At 68.2% G+C, this 24,801-nt stretch carries 23 protein-coding genes; 11 read left to right on the top strand and 12 right to left on the bottom strand.

The genetic code is table 11. The annotated features are described in order from the left end of the window. Positions 1 to 3: 3 nt before the first annotated feature. A complete protein-coding gene (locus tag CY658_RS05830; protein ID WP_101489266.1) occupies positions 4 to 2,076 on the bottom strand; it encodes a carbon starvation CstA family protein in 2,073 nt (690 codons plus the stop codon). A gap of 220 nt (positions 2,077 to 2,296) precedes the next feature. On the opposite strand from CY658_RS05830, the gene CY658_RS05825 reads away from it, so the two are divergent. From CY658_RS05825 to CY658_RS05785, 9 genes are all read left to right on the top strand, one after another. Then, positions 2,297 to 2,701 (top strand): type IV pilin protein, encoded by a 405-nt coding sequence (locus CY658_RS05825; RefSeq protein WP_101489265.1) that lies wholly within the window; start codon positions 2,297 to 2,299, stop codon positions 2,699 to 2,701. Further along, the gene (locus CY658_RS05820; protein ID WP_257884735.1) at positions 2,698 to 3,255 is read left to right on the top strand and encodes a prepilin-type N-terminal cleavage/methylation domain-containing protein; all 558 of its coding nucleotides are present in this window, start codon (positions 2,698 to 2,700) and stop codon (positions 3,253 to 3,255) included. Before CY658_RS05825 ends, CY658_RS05820 begins: the two co-directional genes overlap by 4 nt. Further along, positions 3,252 to 4,385 (top strand): PilW family protein, encoded by a 1,134-nt coding sequence (locus CY658_RS05815; RefSeq protein WP_101489263.1) that lies wholly within the window; start codon positions 3,252 to 3,254, stop codon positions 4,383 to 4,385. Before CY658_RS05820 ends, CY658_RS05815 begins: the two co-directional genes overlap by 4 nt. After that, complete coding sequence (locus CY658_RS05810) at positions 4,382 to 4,999, top strand: pilus assembly PilX family protein (RefSeq protein WP_101489262.1); 618 nt, start codon at positions 4,382 to 4,384, stop codon at positions 4,997 to 4,999. The genes CY658_RS05815 and CY658_RS05810 overlap by 4 nt, the downstream gene beginning before the upstream one ends. A gap of 26 nt (positions 5,000 to 5,025) precedes the next feature. After that, positions 5,026 to 8,091, top strand: a complete 3,066-nt coding sequence (locus CY658_RS05805) for a pilus assembly protein (protein ID WP_101489261.1) — start codon at positions 5,026 to 5,028, stop codon at positions 8,089 to 8,091. 17 nt (positions 8,092 to 8,108) lie between these two features. After that, the gene (locus tag CY658_RS05800) at positions 8,109 to 8,639 is read left to right on the top strand and encodes a GspH/FimT family pseudopilin (protein WP_101489260.1); all 531 of its coding nucleotides are present in this window, start codon (positions 8,109 to 8,111) and stop codon (positions 8,637 to 8,639) included. Between the two features lie 130 nt (positions 8,640 to 8,769). Next, positions 8,770 to 9,612, top strand: coding sequence for a DUF6502 family protein (locus tag CY658_RS05795; RefSeq protein WP_101489259.1), 843 nt, complete (start codon positions 8,770 to 8,772; stop codon positions 9,610 to 9,612). Then, the gene (locus CY658_RS05790; RefSeq protein ID WP_101489258.1) at positions 9,609 to 10,970 is read left to right on the top strand and encodes a DUF5666 domain-containing protein; all 1,362 of its coding nucleotides are present in this window, start codon (positions 9,609 to 9,611) and stop codon (positions 10,968 to 10,970) included. Before CY658_RS05795 ends, CY658_RS05790 begins: the two co-directional genes overlap by 4 nt. Before the next feature lie 107 nt (positions 10,971 to 11,077). After that, the gene (locus tag CY658_RS05785; RefSeq protein ID WP_101489257.1) at positions 11,078 to 12,385 is read left to right on the top strand and encodes an FAD-dependent oxidoreductase; all 1,308 of its coding nucleotides are present in this window, start codon (positions 11,078 to 11,080) and stop codon (positions 12,383 to 12,385) included. Positions 12,386 to 12,403: 18 nt separating this feature from the next. On the opposite strand, the gene CY658_RS05780 is transcribed toward CY658_RS05785, so the two are convergent. Together CY658_RS05780 and CY658_RS05775 are read right to left on the bottom strand one after the other, a co-directional pair. Further along, the gene (locus CY658_RS05780) at positions 12,404 to 12,961 is read right to left on the bottom strand and encodes a C40 family peptidase (protein ID WP_101489256.1); all 558 of its coding nucleotides are present in this window, start codon (positions 12,959 to 12,961) and stop codon (positions 12,404 to 12,406) included. A 102-nt stretch (positions 12,962 to 13,063) separates the two neighbouring features. After that, on the bottom strand, positions 13,064 to 13,708 hold the full coding sequence (locus tag CY658_RS05775; RefSeq protein WP_101489255.1) for a DUF938 domain-containing protein: 645 nt from the start codon (positions 13,706 to 13,708) through the stop codon (positions 13,064 to 13,066). Between the two features lie 298 nt (positions 13,709 to 14,006). On the opposite strand from CY658_RS05775, the gene CY658_RS05770 reads away from it, so the two are divergent. After that, complete coding sequence (locus CY658_RS05770; RefSeq protein ID WP_143713616.1) at positions 14,007 to 14,885, top strand: DUF2971 domain-containing protein; 879 nt, start codon at positions 14,007 to 14,009, stop codon at positions 14,883 to 14,885. Between the two features lie 10 nt (positions 14,886 to 14,895). Here CY658_RS05770 and CY658_RS05765 read toward each other — a convergent pair whose 3' ends face one another. The 3 genes from CY658_RS05765 to CY658_RS05755 all read right to left on the bottom strand — a co-directional run bounded on the left by CY658_RS05765 (position 14,896) and on the right by CY658_RS05755 (position 17,590). Beyond that, positions 14,896 to 15,174: a hypothetical protein gene (locus CY658_RS05765; RefSeq protein WP_257884733.1), complete on the bottom strand. Its 279-nt coding sequence runs from the start codon at positions 15,172 to 15,174 to the stop codon at positions 14,896 to 14,898. 371 nt (positions 15,175 to 15,545) lie between these two features. Continuing rightward, positions 15,546 to 16,220 (bottom strand): response regulator transcription factor, encoded by a 675-nt coding sequence (locus tag CY658_RS05760; RefSeq protein WP_101489253.1) that lies wholly within the window; start codon positions 16,218 to 16,220, stop codon positions 15,546 to 15,548. 5 nt (positions 16,221 to 16,225) lie between these two features. After that, positions 16,226 to 17,590 (bottom strand): cache domain-containing protein, encoded by a 1,365-nt coding sequence (locus CY658_RS05755; protein ID WP_101489252.1) that lies wholly within the window; start codon positions 17,588 to 17,590, stop codon positions 16,226 to 16,228. 221 nt (positions 17,591 to 17,811) lie between these two features. Here CY658_RS05755 and CY658_RS05750 point away from each other — a divergent pair, with 221 nt between their 5' ends. Continuing rightward, on the top strand, positions 17,812 to 18,231 hold the full coding sequence (locus CY658_RS05750; protein WP_101490244.1) for a hypothetical protein: 420 nt from the start codon (positions 17,812 to 17,814) through the stop codon (positions 18,229 to 18,231). Positions 18,232 to 18,241: 10 nt separating this feature from the next. Here CY658_RS05750 and CY658_RS05745 read toward each other — a convergent pair whose 3' ends face one another. The 6 genes from CY658_RS05745 to urtE form a co-directional block, all read right to left on the bottom strand. Continuing rightward, on the bottom strand, positions 18,242 to 19,180 hold the full coding sequence (locus CY658_RS05745; protein ID WP_101489251.1) for a VTT domain-containing protein: 939 nt from the start codon (positions 19,178 to 19,180) through the stop codon (positions 18,242 to 18,244). A gap of 153 nt (positions 19,181 to 19,333) precedes the next feature. Continuing rightward, positions 19,334 to 20,344 carry an aldo/keto reductase gene (locus tag CY658_RS05740; protein ID WP_101490243.1) on the bottom strand — a complete coding sequence of 337 codons (1,011 nt, stop codon included), beginning with the start codon at positions 20,342 to 20,344 and terminating at the stop codon, positions 19,334 to 19,336. A 92-nt stretch (positions 20,345 to 20,436) separates the two neighbouring features. Further along, entirely contained in the window at positions 20,437 to 21,987 is a 1,551-nt protein-coding gene (locus tag CY658_RS05735) for an alkaline phosphatase D family protein (RefSeq protein ID WP_101489250.1), read from the bottom strand. Beyond that, positions 21,984 to 22,649 carry a hypothetical protein gene (locus CY658_RS05730; RefSeq protein ID WP_101489249.1) on the bottom strand — a complete coding sequence of 222 codons (666 nt, stop codon included), beginning with the start codon at positions 22,647 to 22,649 and terminating at the stop codon, positions 21,984 to 21,986. The genes CY658_RS05735 and CY658_RS05730 overlap by 4 nt, the downstream gene beginning before the upstream one ends. Positions 22,650 to 22,737: 88 nt before the next feature. Then, positions 22,738 to 23,994 (bottom strand): MFS transporter, encoded by a 1,257-nt coding sequence (locus tag CY658_RS05725; protein WP_101489248.1) that lies wholly within the window; start codon positions 23,992 to 23,994, stop codon positions 22,738 to 22,740. 109 nt (positions 23,995 to 24,103) lie between these two features. Beyond that, positions 24,104 to 24,796 (bottom strand): urea ABC transporter ATP-binding subunit UrtE, encoded by a 693-nt coding sequence (urtE, locus tag CY658_RS05720; RefSeq protein WP_101489247.1) that lies wholly within the window; start codon positions 24,794 to 24,796, stop codon positions 24,104 to 24,106. Positions 24,797 to 24,801 lie beyond the last annotated feature (5 nt).

Raw genomic sequence — 24,801 nt, 5'->3', positions numbered from 1 at the left:
CGTTCAGTGGGCGGCGGACGAGGCCGCGCCCATCGACTCGAACGGCGTTTCCTGCGTGGTCGGCCGGTTGGCCGCACGGGCCGCGAAGCAGGCTTTGATGCTGTAGACCAGCACGCTCAGCACCACGAAGATGAAGAGCGCGCACAGCGCGGCGTCGAGTCGGTCGTTGAAGACGATGCGCGACATGGCTTCGGGCGTCTTGGCCGGTGCAATCAGCACGCCGTTGGCCAGGCCGTCGGCGTACTTGGCGGCGTGCGACAGGAAGCCGATCTTCGGATCGCTCGAGAAGATCTTCTGCCAGCCCGCCGTCAGCGTGCAGGCCAGCAGCCACACGGCCGGCGCCGCCGCCACCCAGGCGTAGCGCTCGCGCTTCATGCGGAACAGCACGACCACGCCCAGCATCAGCGCCACCGCGGCCAGCATCTGGTTGGAGATGCCGAACAGCGGCCACAGCGTGTTGATGCCGCCCAGCGGATCGACCACGCCCTGGTACAGGAAGTAGCCCCAGGCCGACACGCACAGCGCGGTGGCGATCAGGTTGGCCGGCAGCGAGTCGGTGCGCTTGAGCGCGGGCACGAAGCTGCCCAGCAGGTCCTGCAGCATGAAGCGGCCGGCGCGCGTGCCAGCGTCCACCGCCGTGAGGATGAACAGCGCCTCGAACAGGATCGCGAAGTGGTACCAGAAGGCCATCATGGCCTGACCGCCGATCACCTGGTGAAGGATGTGGGCCATGCCCACGGCCAGCGTCGGCGCGCCGCCGGTGCGCCCGAGGATGGTGGTCTCGCCCACGTCCTTTGCCGTCTGCAGCAGCATCTCGGGCGTGACCACGAAGCCCCAGCCGGAGATCGTTGCCGCAGCCTGCTGCACCGTGGTGCCGACCAACGCGCCCGGGCTGTTCATCGCGAAGTAGATGCCCGGCTCGATGCACGAGGCTGCCACCAGCGCCATCACCGCAACGAACGACTCGGCCAGCATGCCGCCGTAGCCGATGAAGCGCGCGTGGCGCTCGTTGTCGAGCATCTTGGGCGTGGTGCCCGAAGAGATCAGCGCGTGAAAGCCCGAGACGGCGCCGCAGGCGATGGTGATGAACAGGAACGGGAACATGCTGCCCGACCACACCGGGCCGTTGCCCTGCGCAAACTGCGTGAGGGCGGGCATCTGCAGCGTCGGCATCACGACCACGATGCCGATGGCCAGCGCGATGATCGTGCCGATCTTCAGGAAGGTCGACAGGTAGTCGCGCGGCGCCAGCAGCAGCCACACCGGCAGGCTGGCGGCGACGAAGCCGTAGCCCACGAGCATCCAGGTGAGCGCCTTGCCGTCGAAGGTGAAGGCCGGACCCCACACCGGATGCTGGCTGACCCACTGGCCGCCGAAGATGGCCGCCATCAGCAGCACGAAGCCGATCACCGACACCTCGCCGATGCGGCCCGGGCGGATGTAGCGCAGGTACACGCCCATGAACAGCGCCACCGGAATCGTCGCGGCCACCGTGAAGCTGCCCCACGGCGATTCGGCCAGCGCTTTCACGACGATGAGGGCCAGCACCGCCAGGATGATGATCATGATCATGAAGGTGCCGAACAGCGCGATCATGCCGGGCACCACGCCCATCTCCTGCTTGACCAGGTCGCCCAGCGAGCGGCCGTCGCGGCGCGTGGAGATGAACAGGATGATGAAGTCCTGCACCGCCCCCGCGAACACCACGCCCGCCAGCACCCACAGCAAACCGGGCAGGTAGCCCATCTGCGCGGCGAGCACCGGGCCCACCAGCGGACCGGCGCCCGCAATGGCGGCGAAGTGGTGGCCGAACAGCACGTTCTTGTCGGTCGGCACGTAGTCCAGGCCGTCGTTGTGGCGGTGCGCGGGCGTCTTGCGGTTGGCGTCGAGCCCCAGCACCTTGTCGGCGATGAACAGGCTGTAGTAGCGGTAGGCGATCAGGTAGGTGCAGAGGGCGGCGGTCACGACCCAGAGGGCGTTGATGCTTTCCCCCCGGCTCAGGGCGACGGTGCCCAGCGCAAAAGCGCCGAGCACGGCCACGGCCAGCCACACCAGATGGCGGCGAATGTTAGGCATGCGTATGTCTCCTCGATATGAACCGGGCGAGTGTTCCCCGCCCGCCGCGGCGCCGCATCCGTCGAACTGCGTGGGCCGGGCGGGTGGAATTGCCTAATGGATAACCCCTAACTACCTTCTGACAGGCAGTCATTGGCAGTACTGCGGAGCGGTTGTGCTTACGTTAAATGTGATAAATTCACATTCACTAACAATGTGAAACAACTCTGACGAGTCCACGATGACCCAGCATTCGCAGGCGCGCACAAGCGGCGGCTTCACATTGATCGAGGTCATGATCACGGTGGCCATCGTGGCCATCCTGGCGTCGATCGCCCTGCCCAGTTACCGGCAGTACGTGATCCGCGCCAAGCGCTCGGCGGCCCAGGCGCAGATGATGGACATCGCCAACCGGCAGCAACAGTTCCTCATTGCCAACCGCAGCTACGCCGACACGACGGCCCTGACCGCCAGCGGCTACAGCCTGCCCGCAGAGGTCGCCGGCAACTACAGCTACGCCGTCACGCTTCAGGAATCCGGCCCGCCCACCTTCACGATCACCTTCACCGCGATCGGCAACCAGCAAAGCGACGGCAACCTCGGACTCACCAGCGAAGGCGTGAAGACGCCGGGCAACAAATGGTGAGCCCTGCCCTCCGGCGCCAGCGCGGCGCCACGCTGATCGAAGTGCTGGTCACCCTGCTTGTCCTGGCCTTCGGCCTGTTCGGCCTCGTGGGGCTGCAGGCCCGGCTGCAGGCTTCCGAGATGGAGTCGTACCAGCGCTCGCAGGCGCTGATGCTGCTCAACGACATGGCCAGCCGCATCGCCATCAACCGCCGCATGGCGGCCAGCTACGCCACCAGCGCGCCGCTGGGTGGGATCGATGCCTGCCCCACCGGCACCGGCACGCGCCAGCAGATCGACGCCAGGGAATGGTGCAACGCGCTGCAGGGCGCCGCCGAGTTCTCGGGCAACGACAAGCTCGGCACCGTGATCGGCGGGCGCGGCTGCGTGGCAGACATGGGCAACAACGAGTACCTCGTCACCGTCGCCTGGCAGGGCCTCGGGCCGATCTCGGCGCCGCCGGCCGGCGTGCCCTGCGGCAAGGACGCCTACGACGGCGGCACCGGTTCGAAGTGCATCAACGACCTGTGCCGCCGCACCGTGACCACGCTCGTGCGCATCGGATCGCTCTCATGAACCCGCGCCTCACCACTGCGCGCCGCGCCCAGCGCGGGCTGACGCTGATCGAGCTGATGGTGGCCATCACCATCATGCTCATCGTGATGGCCGCGCTGCTCACGCTGTTCCTCAACGTGAGCGGCTCCCAGCGCGAGATGGAACGCGTCAACCGCCAGATCGAAACCGGGCGCCTGAGCATCTTCGTGCTCGAGAACGAGATCTCCCACGCGGGCTTCTGGGAAAACTACATGCCCGAGTTCGACGACCTCACCGTCAACGTCGCGCCCACGCACGTGCCCACGGGTGCCGTGCCCGACCCGTGCCTGGCCTACTCGGCCGCGAACTGGACCGAGGACTACAAGCGCCAGCTGCTCGACCTGCCCGTGCAGGTCTACAACAGCGTGCCCGTCACCTGCACCGACCTTTTGCCGCGCCACAAGACCGGCACCGACATCGTCGTCGTGCGCCACGCCGAAACCTGCCTGCCGGGCACCACCAACTGTGAAGCCGACGTGGCCGGCGCGATGTACTTCCAGTCGTCGCTGTGCGGCACGCAAAAGCCCTCGTCGTTCGACCTCTCGACCGGCGCCTTCGACCAGATGTTCCTCAAGGACTGCACCACCCCTTCGCCCAAGCGCAAGCTGGTGACCGACATCTACTACGTGCGCGACTACGCCGAGGCCGTGGGCGACGGCATTCCCACGCTGGCCCGCTCGCGCTTCGACCTGGTGGACGGCACGCTCGCACAGCAACCGCCCACGCCGCTGATCGAAGGCGTCGAGGGCTTTCGCGTCGAACTCGGCCTGGACACACTGAGCAAGACCGGCGCCGCCGTCAACTACGTCCAGGCCATCGCGTGGGCCGACGCCGCCGACAAATCCACGCCCGCCAACCGCGGCGACGGCAGCCCCGACGGCGCGTTCGTTCACTGCGGCGCAACCTGCACCGCCGACCAGCTGGTGAACGTGGTGGCCGTGAAGCTGCACGTGCTCGCGCGCGCCGCCGCCATCTCGCCGGGCCACACCGACACGCGCAGGTACCAGATGGGCGCTGTAGCGCTCGGGCCGTTCAACGACCACTACAAGCGGCACGCGTTCGCGACCACCGTGCGCCTGACCAACGTCACCGGCCGGAGAGAAACGCCATGAAGCCACGCGTGCACTCTGGCCGCACAACCGCCGCCCAGCGCGGCGCCGCGCTGATCATCGGGATGATCATGCTGCTGCTGATCACGCTCGTGGTCACCGCCGGCTTCAACCTCAGCAGCGCCAACCTCAAAGCCGTGGGCAACCTGCAGACCCGCAACGAAGCCGTGGCCGCCGCCAACCGCGCGATCGAGGAAGTCGCCGCCAGCCTGCTGGTGCCCGGCAGCGACGGCACCCCGTCGCTCGCGCCGCCGCAGGGCACTGTGAGCATGGTCGACATCAACAACGACGGCGTGGACGACTACAAGGTCACCATCGCTCCGCCCGTGTGCGTGCGCGCCACCAAGGCCGTCGACACCGGCGGCGGCGGCAGCACGGGCCCGGGCGGCATCACCGGCGGCGCATCCAGCAGCGGCTCGGGGCTCGCGGCCCTGCCCGACCAGTACAACGCCGTGTGGGACATCAGCACCACCGTGACCGACGTCACCGCTGGCGCCACCGGCGCCACGACCTCCGTGCGCCAGGGCGTGCGGGCGCTGCTCAACAAGGCGCAGTTCGATGCGCTGTGCGCACCGCCGCCGGTCGCGCCAGCCGAGCCCACGCCAGCCTCCTCTTGAACCACGACGATGAACGGGCCCCCGCCATGACAAGGAAACTACTCACCACGCTGTGGGCCGCCGTGCTGCTCGCGCTGCCGATGCAGGCTGCGCAGGCGGAGGACATCGATCTCTTCGTGGGCTACAACCCCGTCGCCGCCCAGTCGCCCAACGTGCTGTTCGTGCTGGACAACACGGCCAACTGGAACCAGCCCTTCACGGCCGAGATCGCCGCGCTCTCCAACGCATTCGCCAGCCTGAAGGACGCCCGGTTCAAGGTCGGCCTGATGATGTTCACGGAGACCGGCCAGGGCAACTCGAATACCGACGGTGGTTACGTGCGCGCCGCGGTGCGCACGCTCGATGCGCCCACCAAGGACACGTACAGCGCCATGCTCAGCGGCCTCGACAAGGTCGGCGACAAGTCCAACGGCGGCAAGGCCGGCAAGACCATGGCCGAGGTCTACCGCTACCTGTCCAGCGGCGCACCGATCGCCGGCAACGGCAAGGTCAAGACCGACTACGCCGGCAACGTGAGCGGCACCCCGGCATCGAAGGCCATCTATGCCCTGCCGCGCAACGCGCTCGCCAGCTTCAACGCCAACGCCTATGTCGGCCCGAGCACCGAGAACTGCACCGGCACCTTCGTCATCTACATCAGCAACGGCGCGGCGCAGGACAACAACAACGACAACCAGCTGTCGAACGAGGCGCTGCGCGCCGCCGGCGGCAGCACCGCCCAGATCACCCTGGGCACCAGCGGCTCGCAGGACAACACGGCCGATGAATGGGCGCGCTTCCTGCAGACCAACATGGGCGTGAAGGTCTACACCATCGAGGCCGCCAAGGCCGACCAGGGCCAGGGGCCGGGCTGGACCGCGCTGATGCAGAGCGTCGCCAAGGAGAGCAAGGGCGAGTACTACGACATCACCGGCAAGCCCGAACTCGGCGCCGCGCTTGGCGAAGCGCTGGACGACATCTTCAGCAAGATCCAGTCGGTCAACAGCGTGTTCTCCTCGGTGAGCCTGCCCGTGAGCGTGAACACGCAAGGCACCTACCTGAACCAGGTGTTCGTCGGCATGTTCCGCCCCGACCAGGACGCGTTTCCGCGCTGGAACGGCAACCTCAAGCAGTACAAGCTCGGCCTGGACAGCAGCAACCAGCTGATCCTGCAGGACGCGGTCGGCGCCAACGCCATCAACAACCAGACCGGCTTCGTGGCGCCGTGCGCGCGCAGTTTCTGGACGCCCGCGCCCAGCACGACCGACACCTACTGGAGCTTCCGCAAGTCCGGCGACTGCATTGGCAAAGAGGCCGCCGACAGCCCCGACGGCAACGTGGTCGAGAAAGGCGCGCAAGGCTACATGCTTCGCCATGTCTTGCCTGGCAGCCGCAACATGAAGACCTGTGCGCCCGGTGGCTGCACGGCGCTCACGGCGTTCAACGCCGGCAACACCGACATCACCCGCGCCGCGCTGGGCACGGCCGACGACACCGAGCGTGCGAAGCTCATCAACTGGGTGCGCGGCCTGGACAACCTGGGCGACGAAAGGCCCAACGCCCAGGGCAACCCGGTGCCCTCGAGCGCCATGCGGCCTTCGGTGCACGGCGACGTGGTGCACTCACGCCCGGTGGCCATCAACTACGGCACCGACGCCGCGCCTCAGGTGGTGGTGTTCTACGGTGGCAACGACGGCGTGCTGCGCGCCATCAACGGCAACCGCAGCGCCGACATCGGCGGGGCCGTCGCAGGCTCCGAGCTGTGGTCGTTCATGCCGCCCGAGTTCTACGGCAGCCTCAAGCGGCTGTACGACAACACCACGCGCGTCAACTTCCCCGAGCTGCCGGTGAGCATGGGCGCGGTGGCGCCCAAGCCCTACGGCATGGACGGCCCCGTGGCCGCCTACCGCCAGGGCAGCAACACCTGGCTCTACGCCAGCATGCGCCGCGGCGGCCGGCTGATCTACGCCTTCGACGTTTCCTCGCCCGCGACGCCCACGCTGAAGTGGCGTAAGGGCTGCCCGAACCAGGGCGACGACACCGGCTGCGACACCGACTTCGACGGCATCGGCCAGACCTGGTCGGCCCCGAAGGTGCTGAAGGCCAACGGCTACGGCAGCGCCAACAGCCCGCTGCTGATCTTCGGCGGCGGCTACGACAAGTGCGAAGACGTCGACACCAACAGCGCCGCCCAGGCCTGCGGCAGCGGCGTGAAGGGCAACCGGATCTACGTGCTCGACGCCGACACCGGCACGCAGCTCAAGATGTTCACCACGGCGCGCCCCGTGGTCGGCGAAGTGACCGTGGTCACCGACGCGCTCGGCGTCGCCAAGATCGCCTACGCCGCCGACCTGGGTGGCAACGTGTACCGCATCGCCATCGGCAGCGCGGCACCGTCCGCCTGGCGCATGACCAAGATCGCCTCGCTCGGCTGCAACGCCGTGGACACCTGCACGCCCAACCGCAAGTTCATGTTCGCGCCCGACGTGCTGGAGGACAACGGCGCTTACGTCGTGCTGCTCGGTTCGGGCGACCGCGAGAAGCCGCTGCGCTACTACAACGTCGCGCTCGGCGTGGCCAACCGCTTCTACATGCTGGTGGACAAGCCCACCGACAGCACCTGGCTGACCAGCGAGGCCGACCGCTGCGGCACCGGCAACGAGGTGCTGTGCCATGCCTCGCTGCAGGCCATCACCACAGCCGAGGACCCGACGGCCGCGGACCTTGCCACCAAGAAGGGCTGGTACCTTGCGCTGGCCACCGGCGAACAGGTCGTGACCGGCTCGGTCACCGCCTACGGCATCACCACCTTCAACACCCACACGCCCAGCGTCCCCAACACGCAGTCGTGCCGCGCCGACCTCGGCACCGCGCGCGTCTACAACGTGTCGTACGTCAACGCGGCCGCCCAGGGCGGACGCTTCCAGAACGTGGTGGGCGGCGGCCTCGCGCCCTCGCCTGCCGTGTTCCGCGTTCAGCTCGACGGCAACGGCGGCATGCGCGACGTGGTCATCGGCGCCAACCCCGACTCCTTCCTCAGCCCCAAGGGCACCGCGCCCAAGGCCGCGTTCAAGCAGCCCAAGGGCCGGGTCTACTGGTTCATCCAGAAGTAAACGCCGAGCCCTTTCGCATGCGCAACGTTCGTCCCGCCCAAGCCCGTGCCCGCGTCCGGCCGCGCGGTTTCACGCTCATCGAGCTGATGGTCACGCTGGCCGTGCTGGTGGTGCTGATCGCCATTGCCGTACCCTCGTTCGACGGCATCCGGCTGTCCACGCGGCTGAGCAGCTACGCCACCGCGCTGGTCGCGGGCACCCAACTGGCGCGCAGCGAGGCCATCAAGCGCAACGCCCCCATCACCCTGTGTGCCTCGGCCAACGGCACCAGCTGCAGCACCAACGGCCAGTGGGAAGCCGGCTGGATCGTGCGCAGCGACACACAGGTGCTGCGCGTCGAGCCCGCGGCCGCCAGCGGCTACCGGCTGCGCGAGGCCGGCGGCGCCAGCGCCGTCGTGTTCCAGGCCACCGGCCTGGGCGCCGGCCAGAGCCGCCTGACCATCTGCCGCGCCACCCCGAGCGCCGACCAGTCGCGCGCCGTGGCCATCAGCGCCACGGGGCGCACCACTGTCACCCGGTCGAGCGGCGGCACCTGCGCCGCAACCTGACCCCGGCGGCGACCGGCCGGCGCGGCCCCGCGCGCGAACAACGACAATAGCGCCCCGTGGCAAGGGCCGGGCGCCGGTCCCGCCTCTCTTGCCTTGACGACCTTTCACCAGGAACAACGCCTCCGCATTCATGGAACACCGGCTGGACTGGGCCCTTGCCGCCTGCGCTCGCATCCTCAGGCCCGTGGTCCGGCTGGCGCTGGCCATGGGCGTCAAGCACCCGCACCTGGAAGCCCTGCTGCGCGACCTGCTCATCGAGGAAGCCCAGCGCACCTGGCGCGGCCAGGGTGTGCCCAAACCCAACCTCAGCCAGATTTCGGTCACCACCGGACTGAACCGCAAGGTCGTTACCGCCAAGGTCCGCGCCACCGTCGACCCGCTGCCCCACACCGAGCTGTCAGCGGCGGCCAAGACTTTTACGTTGTGGTTACAGATGACCACCGACGACGACACCCTGCGCCGCCTGCCCGTCGTCACCGAGGGTGACGGGCCGTCGTTCGAGCGCGTGGCCCGCCTGGCCAGCCGGGGCAACGTGCACCACCGCACCATCCTCGACGAACTGGTGCGCCTGCAGATGGTGGCCGAAAGCGACGGCACCGCCGAACTCACGGCCGACGGCTTCGTGCCGGTGGAAGACCTGCAGTCGATGCTCGCCTTCCTGGGCGACAACGGCCGCGACCACCTGCTGGCCGCCGTCTCCAACACCCTGAACGACAAGCCCCGCATGCTCGAGCGCGCCGTGTACGCGCGCGGGCTCACGCTGGCCGACTGCACGGCCATCGAACGCCTCGTGCGCGAACGCTGGGCCGGCCTGCACCACGAGCTGGCCCGCGAGATGACCGAGGCTGTCGACCGCACGGCGCCCGAGGCCACCGCGAAGGCGCGCATCCGCGTCGGCATCTACACGTATTACGAAGACGATGAAGGCGCGCCCGCCCCCGGGGCGCCCAAGCACAACGAGCCTCCCCGATGAACACGATCTCCCCCTCCTTGCGACTGGCGCGCGGCCTGCTGATGGCTGGCGTCATGGCCCTGCTTCTCTCCTGCGGGGGAGGCGGCGGCGGTGGCGGTAGCGGCACGACGGGCTTCGGCACCCTCGGCACCTCGGCCACCGGCAGCGGCGGTGGGGGCGGCGACGGCGGCTCGGGTGACGCTGGCTCCGGCAGCGGCACGGGCACTGGCAGCAACGGCGGCGGCGGCGACAGCACCGCCAGCAACACCAACGGCGACGGCTCGGGCGTGGGCTCCGGCGGCACCGGCGTGAGCGCCGACGCCGCCGGCATCGGCGCGGCCGACGGCATGGGCAGCGTGATCCTCAACGGCCTGCGCTACAACACCGACAACGCCACCTTCAGCCTCGAAGACACCACCGAGCTGCAGATCGGCATGAGCGCGCGCATCGCCGGCAAGGTCAACGCCGACTTCACCAGCGGCATCGCCGCCACCGTCGTCTCGGCCGCCGAGCTGCGCGGCGCCGTGTCGGCCATCGACCTGAAGGACGGCAGCTTCACCGTCATGGGCGCCCGCGTGACCACCGACAACGCCACCGTCTGGGCTGACGCCGACGGCACCACCGACCTCGTCGACGGCGCCGTGGTGCAGGTGTGGGGCCTGCCCGCCGCACCGGGCACGCTGCGCGCCACGCGCGTGCAGATGACGCCCGCCACCACCGCCCCGCTGGTGACCGGCACCGTGCAGAACCTCGACCGCGGCACCCAGCAGTTCACGCTCGGCCTGCTGACCGTCGACTTCGGCGCTGCCGCCTTCGGCCCCGGCATCGACGCCGCGAGCCTGGCCAACGGCACCCTCGTCCGCGTGCGCGGCACCGCAGTGCCGGCCGCCGGCCGCTTCACCGCCACCCAGGTGCAGGGCTGGTACGCCATTCCCTCGGCCGACGGCATCGCGCTGCAACTGGCGGGCGTGGTCACCGACTTCGCCGCGCTGGGCGACTTCCGCGTGCTCGGCAACAAAATCGACGCGCGCAATGCGCAGATCACCGGCGGGCCGGTCGGCTCCATCGGCAACGGCGTGAAGGTCGAGGTCGACGGTTTCCTCTCGGGCCAGGTGCTCGTGGTCAAGAAACTGCGCATCCGCCACGTGCCCGGCACCGGCGGGCCGGTGTCGTTCACCGTGATCGGCCCCATCGCCAACTACGTGTCGGCCGCCGACTTCATCGTGCGCGGCCAGCGCGTGAATGCCAGCGGCTCCGGTACCATCTTCGAAAACGGCACCGCTGCCGACCTGGGCAACAGCAAGCGCGTGACCGTCGTCGGCGACCGCGTGGTCGACGGCGTGCTCATTGCACAAAGCGTGAGCTTCACGCTGCCCTGAGGTCCGGGCCCCGGCGGTCCGGCCGCGCAGTGCGTACACCCAGGGGTGCACGCACCGCGCACCCCACAGGCCACGCCACCCATGGCGCGACCGGATCGATCGGAGCCATGGACACACACACCACCGCTGCCCCCGTTCCCTCGTCGCCCCGCTGCTGCATCGCCGGCGGCGGCCCGGCCGGCATGGTGCTGGGCCTGCTGCTCGCGCGCGCGGGCGTGCCCGTCGTCGTGCTCGAGAAACACCTCGACTTTCTGCGCGACTTCCGGGGCGACACCGTGCACCCGTCCACGCTCGAAGTGCTGCACGAACTCGGCCTGCTCGACGCCTTCTTGCAGCGCCCGCACAACCGCATCGAAGAGCTGCGCGGCACCTACGAGGGCCGCAGCGTGACCATTGCCGACTTCCGGCGGCTGCCCACGCACGCCCGCTTTCTGGTGCTCATGCCGCAGTGGGAGTTTCTGGACTTCATGTGCGACGAGGCGCGACGCTACCCCGGCTTCGAGCTGTGGACCGACGCCGAGGCCACCGGCCTGCTGCAGGACAACGGCCGCGTCAACGGCGTGAAAGTGCGCGTCGGCGCCCGCAGCCCCGACAGCGGCGGCCCAAGAGACATCGAGCTGCACGCCTCCCTCATCGTCGCCGCCGACGGTCGCCACTCCACCCTGCGCGACGCGGCGGCGCTGCCGCACATCAGCTACGGCGCGCCCATCGACGTGCTGTGGATGCGCATTCCCAAGCTGCCCGGCGACCCCGAGGCCACCGGCGGCCACATCGCGGCGGGCCGCTTGCTGGTGACGCTCAACCGCGGCGACTACTGGCAGTGCGCCTTCGTCATCCGCAAGGGCGGCCGGGTCGAGCTGCAATCGCGCGGCATTGCCGCCTTCCATGCCGAGATTGCGCGCATCGCGCCCTTCTTTGCCACGCGCCTGCCCGAGGCCCTGCCCGACTGGGAGGCCGTGAAGCTGCTCGAAGTGAGTGTCGACCGGCTCGAATCGTGGTCGTGCCCCGGCCTGCTGTGCATCGGCGACGCCGCGCACGCCATGTCGCCCGTGGGCGGCGTCGGCATCAACCTCGCCGTGCAGGACGCCGTGGCCGCCGCCAACCTGCTGGCCGCATCGCTCGCCGGCAGCGCCACCGACAAGGAGATCGACACCCTGCTGCCCCAGCTGCAGCGCCGCCGCGAATGGCCCGTGCGCGTCACGCAGGCCGCGCAGCGGCTCGTGCAAGACCGCGTGCTGATGCCGGTGCTCAGCCGCAAGGCGGCCACGGCTGCTGCCGCATCGTCATCGATTGCGCCCCGCCCCATGCCCTTGCCGCTGCGCCTGCTGGGGCGCTGGCCGTGGCTGCGCACCCTGCCCGCGCGCGCCGTGGGCATCGGCGTGCGGCCCGAGCACGTGCAGTCGCCGCGGAAGTAGCGCGTCAGGGTCGTCGGATCAACCGGGCCGGCGCGCCTGCGTCGGCTGGCGCGACCAGTACACGCCGTCGAGCCGGTCGAGCCGCACCTCCCCGCCCGTCGACGGCGCATGCACAAAGCGCCCATCGCCCACATAGATGCCCGCATGCGTGGGCGACGCCGAGCCGAACAGCACCAGGTCGCCCGAGCGAAGCTCGGACATCGGCACCGGCCGGCCGAAGCCCGCCATGCGCGACACCGTGCGCGGCGGCACCTGCCCCACGCTCTGGCGGTACACGTAGCCGATGAGCCCGCTGCAATCGAAACCGCCCTCGGGCGAGTTGCCGCCATAGCGGTACGGCGTGCCGACCAGCCCCAACGCGTGGATCGTGATGCTGTTCGACTGCTCCGACGTCAGCGGTGGGATGTTGCTGCTGGGCACCGAACCGCCCGGCGTGCGCGTCGGCGGCGGGCTCGCGCAGCCGATGGCCAGGAGGCAGGCGGTGACGGCGGGGATCAGTCGGAACAGCAGCCGCTGCGAGAGCAACAGCGATGCGGGGGAAGAACGTGAGGGCGTCGGCAGAGATGTGTCGAGCATGGGCGCAGGCCGGTCTTGTGGACGTGGCCCGACTCTAGCGCGAGTGCGCCGGATCGCAATGCAGAGCCCCTTGGCGGGCGATGACGCCCTCGCGCTTCATCTTCATCCGCTGAAGCCGAAGACCAGCAGCAGGTTGTTCGAGGGCATCGCGTGCCGCTCGCGCAACGCGAGGCCGACGCGACGCGCTTCTGCCACCACGTCGTCGAGACGGCGAATGCCCCAGGCGGGATTGCGCGCGCGCAGGTCTTCGTCGAACGCCAGATTGCTCGGTGCCGTGGGGCCGTGCTGTGCTTCGTCTTCGAAGTAAGGCCCGTAGGTGATCAGCACGCCGGAGCCGGAACGCAGATGCCGCGCGGCACCGGCCATCAACGCGGCGCAGGTGGGCCAGGGTGCGATGTGCAGCATGTTGGCGCAGTAGATGGCGTCGAACTTTTCTTCTTTGCCTTGAGCGAACGCGGGACCTTGCGACGGCCACTGCGGCGCCATCACGTCGAGCAGCTGCGGCGCGCGCAGATTGGGCAACGCGGCTTGCTCGACGCGACTGGCGATCGCGGGGAGCGAGCGGGCGTCTGCGTCGGTGGGCTGCCAGGTCCATGAAGGCATGGCGGCGGCGAACCAGGCGGCGTGTTGGCCTGTGCCGGAGGCGATTTCCAAGGCGGTGCCGCGCTCATCGAGGATGCGGGTCAGGGCATCGAGGATGGGTTGTTTGTTGCGGTCTGCGGCGGGGCTGAAGGGAAGGTCGCGCATTAGGAATAAGTTGGATCAACTTGAGTTGAGGAGTTTCAAAGCAAAATCATCTGGGACACCTTCCGCCTCTCCGACGACATTGCCGCAAAAAATCGATCGCGCGATCGTTTGCATGGAGAAAGAGAAGTAGTCTTTCCACACACCGTCGACGCCGACAAATCATCAGCAATAGTGAGGCCCTGTGCGTAAAGACCCAAGCAATGCTCGCAGTGTTCGAGAGAACCTTTCGAGCTTCCTTCTCCCTCTAGAAGGGCCAGGAAATCCCTTGACATGCTACTCCCGACATTTGGTCGAAGCGATGTCTTCACCCGAACTGATGGAGGAGTGGGTGAGACGCTCCTTGCGAGAGCGCCGTCACGGTCTTTCTAGCGGTAGGTCGCTCATATCAGAAGACTCCCCGCGCTTTCTATACAAGTATCGACCACTGAATGCGAGCGATGACGAATCTGTCCGCAAGTTGAAGTCGCTCTTGATCGATGACAGGGTTTGGATGGCATCTCCTTCTTCACTGAATGATCCGCAGGACCTTGACTTCACCCTCGAAGAGAATAGAAATGCGAAGGAACGGCGCAGCTGGACCAAGAATAGTTCGGCTCTGCTTTCTCCCATGCCTCCAGCAAAGCGAATGCAATTTCTTCGACAAATTGAACGAGCGCGTATGACGTCGGAGCAAATCGCTTCGTTCAAGGCGCATCAGCGTAGGGAGCTGGGCGTATTTTGCGCGTCGCAGAACCCACGCCAGATGCAAATGTGGACTCACTATGCAGATGAGTCTCGAGGAATTTGCATCCAGTACTCGACATATGAAGAGGAAATGTTCTTGCTTGCAAGGTCCGTTATATACGCAAACACGTTTCCAACGATCACGGTTCCAACACCAATAGGCCGTGAACAAGACCACTATCTTGTCAAGGCGCTTACGTGGAAATACGAGGCCGAATGGCGGGTCGTAGCACCGATACAGAGCTGCTTCATTCAGCTCGGCCGCAGGGCTATTTCCGGTGTGATTCTTGGCGCAAGAGCGAGCGAGGCGACGCGCACATGTATCGCCCAACTACTGGCAGAACGCGTGCAGACTGGCAAGCCGCCTTTTTCGATCTACCAGAGCACCAACAACATTGGTCGCTTTGGTATATCTATTCGTCGGCTTGATCCAAACACGGTCATGTTGAGGTGATCTACCAGGTTCACTGACGAAGCAGCGCCGATGTGGGCCGGGAAAGGCTCTCCCCCCCACTCTCCTGAAACAACGCCGCCGCGTCCCTCGCCAAATCCGAAGCGATCCACAGCAGGTTGTCCCGATGCCCTGCCCCCGCCTCTTCGAACCACCCATCGCCGGCGCCGTAGCAGCACCACAGCAGTGAGTTCAGTTGTTCCAGCTTGCATTCCAGCAGGTCTGCTGCGCTGGGTTTGGTCGCGTGGGGAGAGGCCGACTCGGTAGCGCGGGCCATAATTCGTTTAGCCATTTGTTGTGCTCCTTCTCAAAGATTGCACGTCACTTGGTTAGACGGTCATGGTGTTCGCGCACCGTGGCCGTCGCCTTTTGTGCCTCACGTTCGCATCGATCGATCTGCATCGATGGCCCGCCGTGAGGCGAAGCGGTTCATTCGTTCAATCAGTCAGTCCGTGGTGCGATGTGCTGCCCTCGTCGCCCACATAGCGGGTCGTTTCATCACAGGGGCATTCACTGTAGAGAAGTCCTGCCCGGCGCAGAGAGATATTTCGCCGAGGAATGCGCGGTTCGCGCAAGTAATCGCGCTGCGGTAGCGGCGATTCACAAAGCCCTGACAGTCAGGCCCTGAAAGCAGGGCCTAGCCCCGCATCAACCCACAACGCATCAGCCCTGCCCGCCGAACTCCCGTGCGTGCTCCACCGCGTACTTGATGAGCTCGGCCTGCCCTTCGATGCCCAGGCGCCGCTTGATGCTCTGGCGGTGCGCCTCCACGGTGCGCACGCTCAGGCCGAGGTCGCGCGCGATCTGCTTGCTCGATTCGCCGCGGCCGAGCGCGCTCAAGATCTCGCCCTCGCGCGGCGTGAGCAACGGGCGCGGTGTCTGGTTGCGAAAGAGTTTCTTCGACACGGCCGGGCTCAGGAAGGTGCCGCCCGCCGACACGGCCTCGATGGCGGCCACGATCTCTGCGGCCGGCGCGTCTTTCAGCACGTAGCCGCGCGCGCCGACCTGCAGGGCCTTCTGCACGTACTCGGGGTTGTCGTACATGCTGAGCATCACGATGTGCGGCGCGGGCTGGTGCTGTGGTTGTTGCAGCAGCAGCGCCGCCAGCTCGATGCCGTTCATGTCCTTCATGCCCACATCCATGAGCACGAGGTGCGGCCGCGCGGGGCCGATGAGCGCCAGCGCCTCGGCCGCGCTGCCGGCCTCGCCCACGATCTCCAGGCCGGGCATGGAGCCCAGGCGCGCGCGCAGGCCGTCGCGCACCAGCGGGTGGTCGTCGACCAAAAAAAGGCGCACGACCACAGGGGCAGCAGCAGCGGTGGCGGGGACTTCATTCATGGCCGCTATTCTGGCTTTGCGCGCCGCACGGGCACTTCGGCCACGATGGACGTGTGGCCGCGGCCCGAGCGCATGCGCAGTTGGCCTTCAATCGACTCCATGCGCTCGCGCATGTTGCGCAGGCCAATGCCGCGCTTCGGGTCGAGTTGCATGGCCTCGACGTTGAAGCCGATGCCGTCGTCGCTGATCTCCAGGCGCACGGCCTCTTCGTCGAAGCCCAATGCAATGTGCACCTGCTGCGCACGGGCGTGTTTGCGCACATTGGTCAACGCTTCTTGCGTGACGCGAAAGAGCGCGGTCTTGGCTTCTTGCGACAGCTCGAAGGGTTCGCCCTCGACCATGATCGATGCGTCGACGCCGCCTTCTTCACCGAACTCGGCGCCCAGGCGCTCCAGCGCGGCGGGCAGGCCCAGGGTGTCGAGCAGCGCGGGGCGCAGCCGGTGCGAGATGCGGCGCACCTCGATGAGCGAATCGTTGAGCCGCTGCAGCGCTTTGCCGAGCGCGGGCGGCGGCGACTGGTGCGCGCGGTCGAGCGACTCGACGGCCGACTCGATCAGCAGCTTGGCCGACACCAGCGTCTGGCTGGTGCCGTCGTGCAGCTCACGCGCGAGGTGGCCGCGCTCTTCTTCCTGCGACTGCACCACGCGGCGCGCGAGCAGGCGCAGCTTGGCTTCGGCGGTGCGGTGCTCGCTGAGGTTGAGCAGCAGCCCGGCCGCGCTGACCACGCCCAGGCACAGCGCGGCGATGCCGGCAATCCACAGCAGCGTGGCGGTGACGTTGGCGTTCATCTGCCGGTCGAGGGTGTCCATGGTCGACTGGATGTCGTCCAGGTACAGGCCGGTGCCGACCATCCAGTTCCAGCGCGGCAGCGCGGTGACGTAGCCGAGCTTGGGCGCCATCTGCGCGCTCGAGGGCTTGCGCCATTCGTACTCGACGTAGGCGCCGCCCTTGTCGCGCGCGCCCCTGATCAGCTCCTGGATGGTGAAGCGGCCATGCGAATCGCGCAGGTTCCACAGGTTCTGGCCGACCAGGTCGGGCTGGCGCGAGTGCATGAGCGAGTTGCCGTCCATGTCGTAGACGAAGAAGTAGCCGTCGTCGCCGTAGTTGAGCGTGGCCAGGCGGCGCAGGGCTTCATTGCGCGTGGCCTCGTCGTCCAGGCCCGATTCGTACAGCGGCAGCAGGTTGCTCACGGCCAGGTCGACATAGCTGCGCAGCTCGCTGCGGCGCTGCGCCATGTAGCTGCGCTCGATGAGGGCACGTTCGCGCTGGGCGAGGTCGTGCTCCTGGTGGCGCACGGCCAGGGCCACCAGCACCAGCGCGATGAGCAAAGGCGCGACGGCCAGCGCGACGATCTTGGTGCGGAGGTTCATCGGGGAGGGAGACTACCACCGGGGCGGTGCAGGGCTTTCCCTCGCAGGAGCGTGGAGGAATCCCATTCGGGTAACGATCGATACGAATGTGTCTTGCTGGGGCGGCTTACAACGCCAGGCCTGCACTACACAAGGGAGAACCAGATGGACGCACCAGACTACGACCGAAAGATGGGCCATGCACTGCTCGCAGTGCGCAAGGCGAAGGAGGCGGTATGCAGATGAGCCGAACGTTCGCGCTGATCGCGCTGGTCATGGCGGGTCCGTGCACCGCCCTTGCGGACGCACCATTCACAGGGAAGTTCAGCGGAACAGGCCGCGCGTGTTCAGGCGGCTTGTATGTGCGCACCAAGACCATCGAGTGGAACTCGAGCTTCAGCATCTGCAAGCCCACGCGCTACGAGGTTCTTGACAACGAGTTGGACAAGAAAGAAGGCGAGCGGATCGCCTTTCGCCTCAAGTCTCCCAGCCGCCAATGCCTGTACCCCGTGATCGAGGTGCAACGGCTCAGCACCTACAGCTGGGGCGTGCAGGGCTATCAGTCGATGGAGTCGTACCGCAACCGTGCCCTGCCCGGCTGGGCCAACTCGCCGCTAGAGGAGCGGCTGATCCTGTCGTGTCCCATGACACGCCTGGATTGAGTGTCCGTCTTCAGTGCAGGCTCGTCGGCCGCCCCGACGCCACCCACGCATCAAGCCCGCCCGTGAGCGGCAACGCCCGCCGAGCCCCACGCGCCAACAGCACGCGCGCGGCTTGCGCGGCCGAGACTTCGTTGGGGCAATTGCAGTACAGCACCACGTCGCGGTCGGGGTCGATCGTCAGGTCGAGGTTGCGCTGCTGCAGCGCCTTGAGGGTGTACGACAGCGCGCCCGGAATGCGGCGTGGGTCGACCTGCACGCCGGCTTCGCCGCGCACGTCGATCACCAGCGGCGGCACGTCGCCGCTCATCAGGTCGAACAGTTCGTCGACGCTGATGCGCGGCATGCCGGTGAGCCGCGCGAAGGCGCGGCGGCGCCAGTAGCGCACGGCGAGCATCACGAGCAGCACCACGCCCAGCGCAGCGGTGGCGATGCCGCCGGCCTGCGCCAGCACGGCGAGCACCTGCTGGATCTGGTCGCGAAAAATCCAGCCGAGGCCGAGGAAGAGGCCCGTCCAAACCAACGCGGCCAGGATGTCGAAGCCGACAAAGCGCCGCACCGACATGCCCAGCGCGCCGGCCATGGGCGGCGCCACCACGGAGACGCCCGGCACGAACTTGGCGGCCACGAGCGACATGCCGCCCCAGTCGGAAATGAGCGATTCACCGCGTCGCACGCACGAGTCCTGCGACAGCGAGATGCGGCACAGCAGCCGCATGAAGCGGTAGCCGAAGCGGCGCCCGGCATAAAACCACGCGCCGTCGCCCAGCAGGTTGGCGACCACGGCGGCCAGCACCACGCCAACCACCGACACGTCGCCCGCCGCGAGCAGCGCGCCGGTCACGACCAGCACGGCGGCGGCCGGCACGGGCAGGCCCAGGCGCGCGGCAAAGCTGGCGGCAAACACCACCAGGATCGCGTTCTGCACCAGCAGCGACATCAGCTGCGCCATGCGGGCCGCCGTTCGGTCGATGCCGGGTGGTACCGCAGGGCGGCGCGCCGGAAGGTGGTGTGGGAAGTCGTCATGCCGGCCGCGATTCTCCTGCATGGCCCAAGCACGTACTGCGCGCAGGCCATCCGAGGGCGCCGGCACGCGCCCGTTCGCTCAGCGGGGCGCGTCGCCCTTGCGGTACTCGGCCGTGAGCGCGTCGAGCTTCTGCTTGAGCGCGGGGTCGAGCACGTAACTGGCGGCGGCGACGGTGGCGTCGAGCTGCTCGGGGCGGCTGGCGCCCAGCAGCGGCGCGGTGATGAGCGGGTTGGCCATGACCCACGCCACGGCCAACGTGGCCAGCGGCACGCCGGCTTCGTCGGCCAGCGCGTGCAGCTGGGTGACGGTGTCGAAGCTGCGATCGTTCCAGTAGCGGTCCTGGTACATGTTGCCGGCGGTGCCAAGGGTGAAGCGGGTGTTCTCCTCGGGCTTGGCGCCGGGCTTGTACTTGCCGGTGAGCAGGCCGCCGGCCAGCGGGTTGTAGGGAATCACGCCCAGGCCCTCTTCCGCCGCGAGCGGCAGCAGCTCGCGCTCGATCTCGCGGAACAGCAGGCTGTAGCGCGGCTGCACCGACACGAAGCGCGTGAACCGGTGCAGCTCGGACTTGCCCAGCGCGCGGGCCAGCCGGTAGGCCAGGAAGTTCGACACACCGATGTAGCGCGCGCGGCCCGACTTGACGATGACGTCGAGCGCCTCGAGGCTCTCTTCGAGCGGCGTCTCGCGGTCGTCCATGTGCAGCTGGTACAGGTCGACGTGGTCGGTCTTCAGCCGCTTGAGCGAGAGGTCGATGGCGTCGAGCAAATGCTTGCGCGAGGCGCCCTGGTCCCAGGGGTTGGGGCCGACCTTGTTGACGGCCTTGGTGGCGACCACGAAGCGGCGGCGGCCCGCGGTGCCCTGCTTCTCGAGCCAGTTGCCGATGATCTCTTCGGTGCGGCCGGTGGTCTCGACGGTGCCGCCCAGCGGGTACACGTCGGCGGTGTCGAGGAAGTTGATGCCGGCGTCGACGGCCTTGTCGAGGATCTGGTGCGACACGGCCTCGTCGGTCTGCAGGCCGAAGGTCATGGTGCCCAGGGCCAGGCGGGACACGGTGAGGCCGGTGCGGCCCAGGCGGGTGGTGGGGATGCTCATGCGCGCGCGCTCCAAGGGGTAGGAGAAGAGGGAGGAGGAAGGGGCGGCGGCCATCATAGGCACGGCCGCGCATTCCTGCAGGCGCTGGAGATTCAGGTGGATTCGAGGTGCACGCCGGGCGCGCCGCGCTCGACGGAGAAGCGGGCCATGGTCGCCACAGCGGAGTCGGCGTTCTTCTCGTCCTCCACCGCGCGGAACTCGATGGCGCAGCCGCGCGCGTCGAGCGTCATGAGGCCGTAGCCGCGCTTGTCGGCGCGGCCGTAGCGCAGGTGCTCGTTCTTCGCGCGCATGTGGGCCACGCTGGCGGCACTGGGCCCTTCGGAGGTGATGGCGCCGCCGACGAACTCGGTCGCGACGACGGGGCCCAGCGGCTCGCGGCGCAGGTCGGCGGCCCAAAAGGCGTGCACGTCGCCACCGAGCACCAGCGCATCGCCGCCGCGCGACTGGTTGGCGGCCAGCGCGTCGAGCAGGCGCGTGCGCGAGGCGGCATAGCCGTCCCAGCCGTCCATCCAGTAGCCGTGACCGGGGCCGCGCTGGCGGTCGGCTTCGGCGAGCAGGGTTGGTTGGGCGATGACGGTCCAGCGCGCCGGCGGTGTTGCAAGCTCGTTCGCGAGCCAGGCCTCTTGCTGCATGCCGAGCAGGCTGCGCTCGGGTGCCAGGCGATCGGCGCAGTCGGCCAGCGGCTTGGTGCTGCGGCCCGTGAGGCAGGCATGGTGCGACCGGTACTGGCGGCCGTCGAGCAGCATCACGTCGAGCATGCGGCCGAAGCGATGGCGGCCGTAAATGGTGGCGCCGGCGCCGCGCGGACGCATGTGGGCGGGCACGGGCATGTGCTCGTACCAGGCTTGGTAAGCAGCAGCGCGGATCGCAAGGAACTGCGCCGGGTCGGGCGTGCGCGGCGAAACGTCGTCGGTGTAGTCGTTGGCGACCTCGTGATCGTCCCAGGTCACAAGCCACGGAAACGCGGCGTGCGCGGCCTGCAGGTGCGGGTCGGTCTTGTAGAGCGCGTAGCGGTTGCGAAAGCCGGCCAGGTCGGTGGGAATGCCGCCTTCATGCCGGCGCACGTTGTGCGAGCCGCGCGAGCTTTCGTAGATGTAGTCACCGAGGTGCACGATGAAGTCGAGCGGCTGCGTGGCCATGTCGCGGTAGGCTGCGTAGTAGCCCTCCTCGTACTGCTGGCACGAGGCGAAGGCGAAGCGCAGCGGCTGCACGGCGGCGTCGGTGTCGGCCGGCGCGGTGCGCGCGCGGCCGACGGGGCTGCGCACACCGCCTGCGGTGAAGCGGTACCAGTAGGGGCGACCCGGTCGCAGCCCCTGCACTTCGACGTGCACCGAATGCGCGAGTTCGGCCTCGGCACGGGCCGTGCCGCGCGCGACGGTGCGGCGAAAGTGCTCGTCCTCGGCCACCTCCCACTGCACCGCCACGGACGCATCGCCCATGCCACCGCCCTGCAGCGGCTCGGGCGCGAGCCGCGTCCACAGCACCATGCCGTCAGGCCGCGGTGCGCCCGAGGCGACGCCCAACGTGAACGGGTCGCGCGCCGCCGCGGGCTGGGCGCGCAGGTGCAGAAAGGGATGGCCGAGCGCGGCGGCGGCGAGGCCGGTGTGGAGCAGGCGTCGGCGGGTGAAAAACGGAGTGGTCATCGGGCGTCTTTCTTGGCGCGTCGCTCGGCGATCTCGAGGTCGATCGATGCCTGCAGGCGCGCTTGCCGGTCGAGCTCCCTCTGCCGGGTGTCGACGCTGCTCGGGTACTCGCGGTCGATCAACGCCTGCAGGCGCGCCAGCCGCGTGAGATCCATCTCGCGGGTCTCGGTGCTTGTGTGCTCGAAGTCGATCGACGCCTGCGGGCGCACTGGCCGCTCGGGATCTTTCGGATGGGTGTCGACGCCCCTCGTGCGCAGGTCTTCGCTCGACTGCGAAGAAGCACCGCCGGAGCGTCCCACCCAGATCACCAATGCGCCTACGAGAAAGAACACCGCGAACATGAATTCCATGGCGACGGGGTTCAGGTCGTCCTTGAGGATCGGCTTGAGCGTGCCGTCCAACCGATCTTTCGGAGGCAGCAGGACCGCGACCTTCTTGCCCACGGGGCGTGCATCGAACTTGCCGCCGCTGCGTGCGTACAAGACAGCCCGTCGGCCGTCGGGCCGGACGTAGTCGACCCGGACCTCTGTGTTGCCGGCGCCGGTGACGACACCCTCGACCTTGTCGTAAGAAAAAAGAATGACCGCAGCATCAAGCGCCGACAGCAGCGCGACACACAGCATGGCGACGCCCATCGCCGCGAGGCACAGCGCCACAAACACTCGAAGGATCTGCATGGACTCCAGCCATCAGGAACGTCCCTGATTCTGGCGCCCTTCTCTTACAGCACCGCTGCGGAAGAACGGCCTCTCAGCCCGCCGAGCCTTCGCAAGCCACAGCCACCGGCCGTCGCGCATCCGCACGCGCGCTCGCCAGCGCCCAGGCGAAGATGCCCACGCCCGCCAGCGCCAGCAGCGCGCCGACCCAGCCGGTCGACGTCCAGCCCAGGCCGGCCGCAATGGCCACGCCGCCAAGCCAGGCGCCGAGGGCATTGGCCATGTTGAAGGCCGAGTGGTTGAGCGCAGCGGCGAGGGTTTGCGCGTCGCCGGCCACGTCCATCAGGCGGATCTGCAGGGCCGGGCCGATGGCGACGGTGGTGCCGATCAGGAACACGGTGAAGGCCGCCGTCACGACGTGGTGCGCCGCGAAGGTGAAGGTGGCGAGCACCAGCGCCGCATACACGAGCACGCCGCCGATGGTGCGCATGAGCGACTTGTCGGCCAGCCGCGAGCCCACGAGGTTGCCGGTGACCATGCCCAGGCCGAACAGCGCGAGCACGAAGGGCACGCCGCCCAGCGGCAGGCCGGCCACTTCGATCAGCGTGGGCTTGATGTAGCTGAACACCGCGAACATGCCGCCGAAGCCGATGGCACCGATGCCCAGCGTGAACCACACCTGCTTGCGCTTGAGCGCGCCGAGTTCGCGCCACGGGCTGGCACCGGCGGCGGGTGCGATGTCGGGCACGTCGCGGCGCAGCAGCACCACGGCGACGAGCGCGATGACGCCGACGAACACGAAGGCCGCGCGCCAGCCGAACAGCTGGCCGAGCCACGCCGCGATGGGCACGCCGACCAGCGTGGCGCCGGTGAGCCCCAGCATCACGAGGCCCACGGCACGCGCGCGGCGCCCCGGCGGTGCGAGCGTGGCGGCCACGAGCGCGGCGACGCCGAAGTAGGTGCCGTGCGGCAGGCCGGTGGCAAAGCGCAGCAGGTTGAGCGACAGGTAGCCGGGCGCCATCGCGCTGGCGAAGTTGCCGGCCGCGAACACGGCCATCAGCGCGATCAGCAGCGCGCGTCGGCCCCAGCCGGCGGCCAGCACCGCGAGCACGGGCGCACCGATGACCACGCCCAGCGCGTAGGCACTGATGACGTGGCCGGCCTGCGGGATGGTGACGGCGATGTCTTTCGCGACCTCGGGCAGCAGGCCTATGATGACGAACTCGCCGGTGCCGATGGCAAAGCCACCGACGCCCAATGCGAGCACCGCGCGCAGGAACTGCTGGGACGTGACGGACGGCGAAATGGCAGTGGTTTCCGCGCCTTCGCGGGCGGACGGTGAGGCGTTCAAGGCCGGGCTCCTGGGGGGTGCCCGGCGGACGCGGGCGAGGCCCGATTCTAGGGTAAACCCCTAAATTGTGAAGATGCGTTCGTGCGGCGCGTCGGTACCGTCTTGCAATTCAGATCGCGACCAGCTGCCGCACACCCTGCGCTTCCATGTCCTTGCCCAGGCCGCGCGCGATGACTTCGCCGCGCTCCATCACGAGGTAGTCGTCGGCCAGCTCCTGCGCAAAGTCGTAGTACTGCTCGCACAGCACGATGGCCATGTCGCCGCGGTCGGCGAGCATGCGGATGACGCGGCCGATGTCCTTGATGATGCTGGGCTGGATGCCCTCGGTGGGCTCGTCGAGGATCAGCAGCTTGGGCTTGGGCGCCAGCGCGCGGGCAATCGCCAGCTGTTGTTGCTGCCCGCCCGACAGATCGCCGCCGCGCCGGTGGATCATCTGCTTGAGCACCGGGAACAGCTCGAACAGCTCCGCAGGAATCGGCGTGCCACCGCTCTTGTAGGCCAGCCCCATGCGCAGGTTCTCCTCGACCGTGAGCCGCGCGAAGATCTCGCGGCCCTGCGGCACGAAGCCGATGCCGGCGCGGGCGCGCTCGTACGGCGTGGCCTTGTGGATCGGCTTGCCTTCGAGTTCGATGCTGCCGCTCTTGATGGGCACGAGGCCCATGAGCGACTTCAGCAGCGTCGTCTTGCCGACGCCGTTGCGGCCGAGCAGCACGGTGACCTTGCCCAGATGCGCCTCGAAACTGACGTCCCGCAGGATGTGGGAGCCGCCGTAGTACTGGTGGATGTTCTTGACTGTCAGCATGGCTT

Source organism: Variovorax sp. RO1, assembly GCF_002849325.1.
In the GTDB taxonomy this organism is placed as follows: Bacteria; Pseudomonadota; Gammaproteobacteria; order Burkholderiales; family Burkholderiaceae_C; genus Variovorax.
Note: the sequence above shows the minus strand (reverse complement) of the source record. Positions and strands in the feature narration are given on the sequence as shown.

Bases quoted from the DNA above. Each gene is read 5' to 3' on its own strand.
- CY658_RS05830 (WP_101489266.1), bottom strand. From the start codon at position 2,076: ATGCCTAACATTCGCCGCCATCTGGTGTGGCTGGCCGTGGCCGTGCTC.
- CY658_RS05825 (WP_101489265.1), top strand. From the start codon at position 2,297: ATGACCCAGCATTCGCAGGCGCGCACAAGCGGCGGCTTCACATTGATC.
- CY658_RS05815 (WP_101489263.1), top strand. From the start codon at position 3,252: ATGAACCCGCGCCTCACCACTGCGCGCCGCGCCCAGCGCGGGCTGACG.
- CY658_RS05810 (WP_101489262.1), top strand. From the start codon at position 4,382: ATGAAGCCACGCGTGCACTCTGGCCGCACAACCGCCGCCCAGCGCGGC.
- CY658_RS05805 (WP_101489261.1), top strand. From the start codon at position 5,026: ATGACAAGGAAACTACTCACCACGCTGTGGGCCGCCGTGCTGCTCGCG.
- CY658_RS05800 (WP_101489260.1), top strand. From the start codon at position 8,109: ATGCGCAACGTTCGTCCCGCCCAAGCCCGTGCCCGCGTCCGGCCGCGC.
- CY658_RS05795 (WP_101489259.1), top strand. From the start codon at position 8,770: ATGGAACACCGGCTGGACTGGGCCCTTGCCGCCTGCGCTCGCATCCTC.
- CY658_RS05790 (WP_101489258.1), top strand. From the start codon at position 9,609: ATGAACACGATCTCCCCCTCCTTGCGACTGGCGCGCGGCCTGCTGATG.
- CY658_RS05785 (WP_101489257.1), top strand. From the start codon at position 11,078: ATGGACACACACACCACCGCTGCCCCCGTTCCCTCGTCGCCCCGCTGC.
- CY658_RS05780 (WP_101489256.1), bottom strand. From the start codon at position 12,961: ATGCTCGACACATCTCTGCCGACGCCCTCACGTTCTTCCCCCGCATCG.
- CY658_RS05775 (WP_101489255.1), bottom strand. From the start codon at position 13,708: ATGCGCGACCTTCCCTTCAGCCCCGCCGCAGACCGCAACAAACAACCC.
- CY658_RS05770 (WP_143713616.1), top strand. From the start codon at position 14,007: ATGTCTTCACCCGAACTGATGGAGGAGTGGGTGAGACGCTCCTTGCGA.
- CY658_RS05765 (WP_257884733.1), bottom strand. From the start codon at position 15,174: ATGGCTAAACGAATTATGGCCCGCGCTACCGAGTCGGCCTCTCCCCAC.
- CY658_RS05760 (WP_101489253.1), bottom strand. From the start codon at position 16,220: ATGAATGAAGTCCCCGCCACCGCTGCTGCTGCCCCTGTGGTCGTGCGC.
- CY658_RS05755 (WP_101489252.1), bottom strand. From the start codon at position 17,590: ATGAACCTCCGCACCAAGATCGTCGCGCTGGCCGTCGCGCCTTTGCTC.
- CY658_RS05750 (WP_101490244.1), top strand. From the start codon at position 17,812: ATGAGCCGAACGTTCGCGCTGATCGCGCTGGTCATGGCGGGTCCGTGC.
- CY658_RS05745 (WP_101489251.1), bottom strand. From the start codon at position 19,180: ATGGCGCAGCTGATGTCGCTGCTGGTGCAGAACGCGATCCTGGTGGTG.
- CY658_RS05740 (WP_101490243.1), bottom strand. From the start codon at position 20,344: ATGAGCATCCCCACCACCCGCCTGGGCCGCACCGGCCTCACCGTGTCC.
- CY658_RS05735 (WP_101489250.1), bottom strand. From the start codon at position 21,987: ATGACCACTCCGTTTTTCACCCGCCGACGCCTGCTCCACACCGGCCTC.
- urtE (WP_101489247.1), bottom strand. From the start codon at position 24,796: ATGCTGACAGTCAAGAACATCCACCAGTACTACGGCGGCTCCCACATC.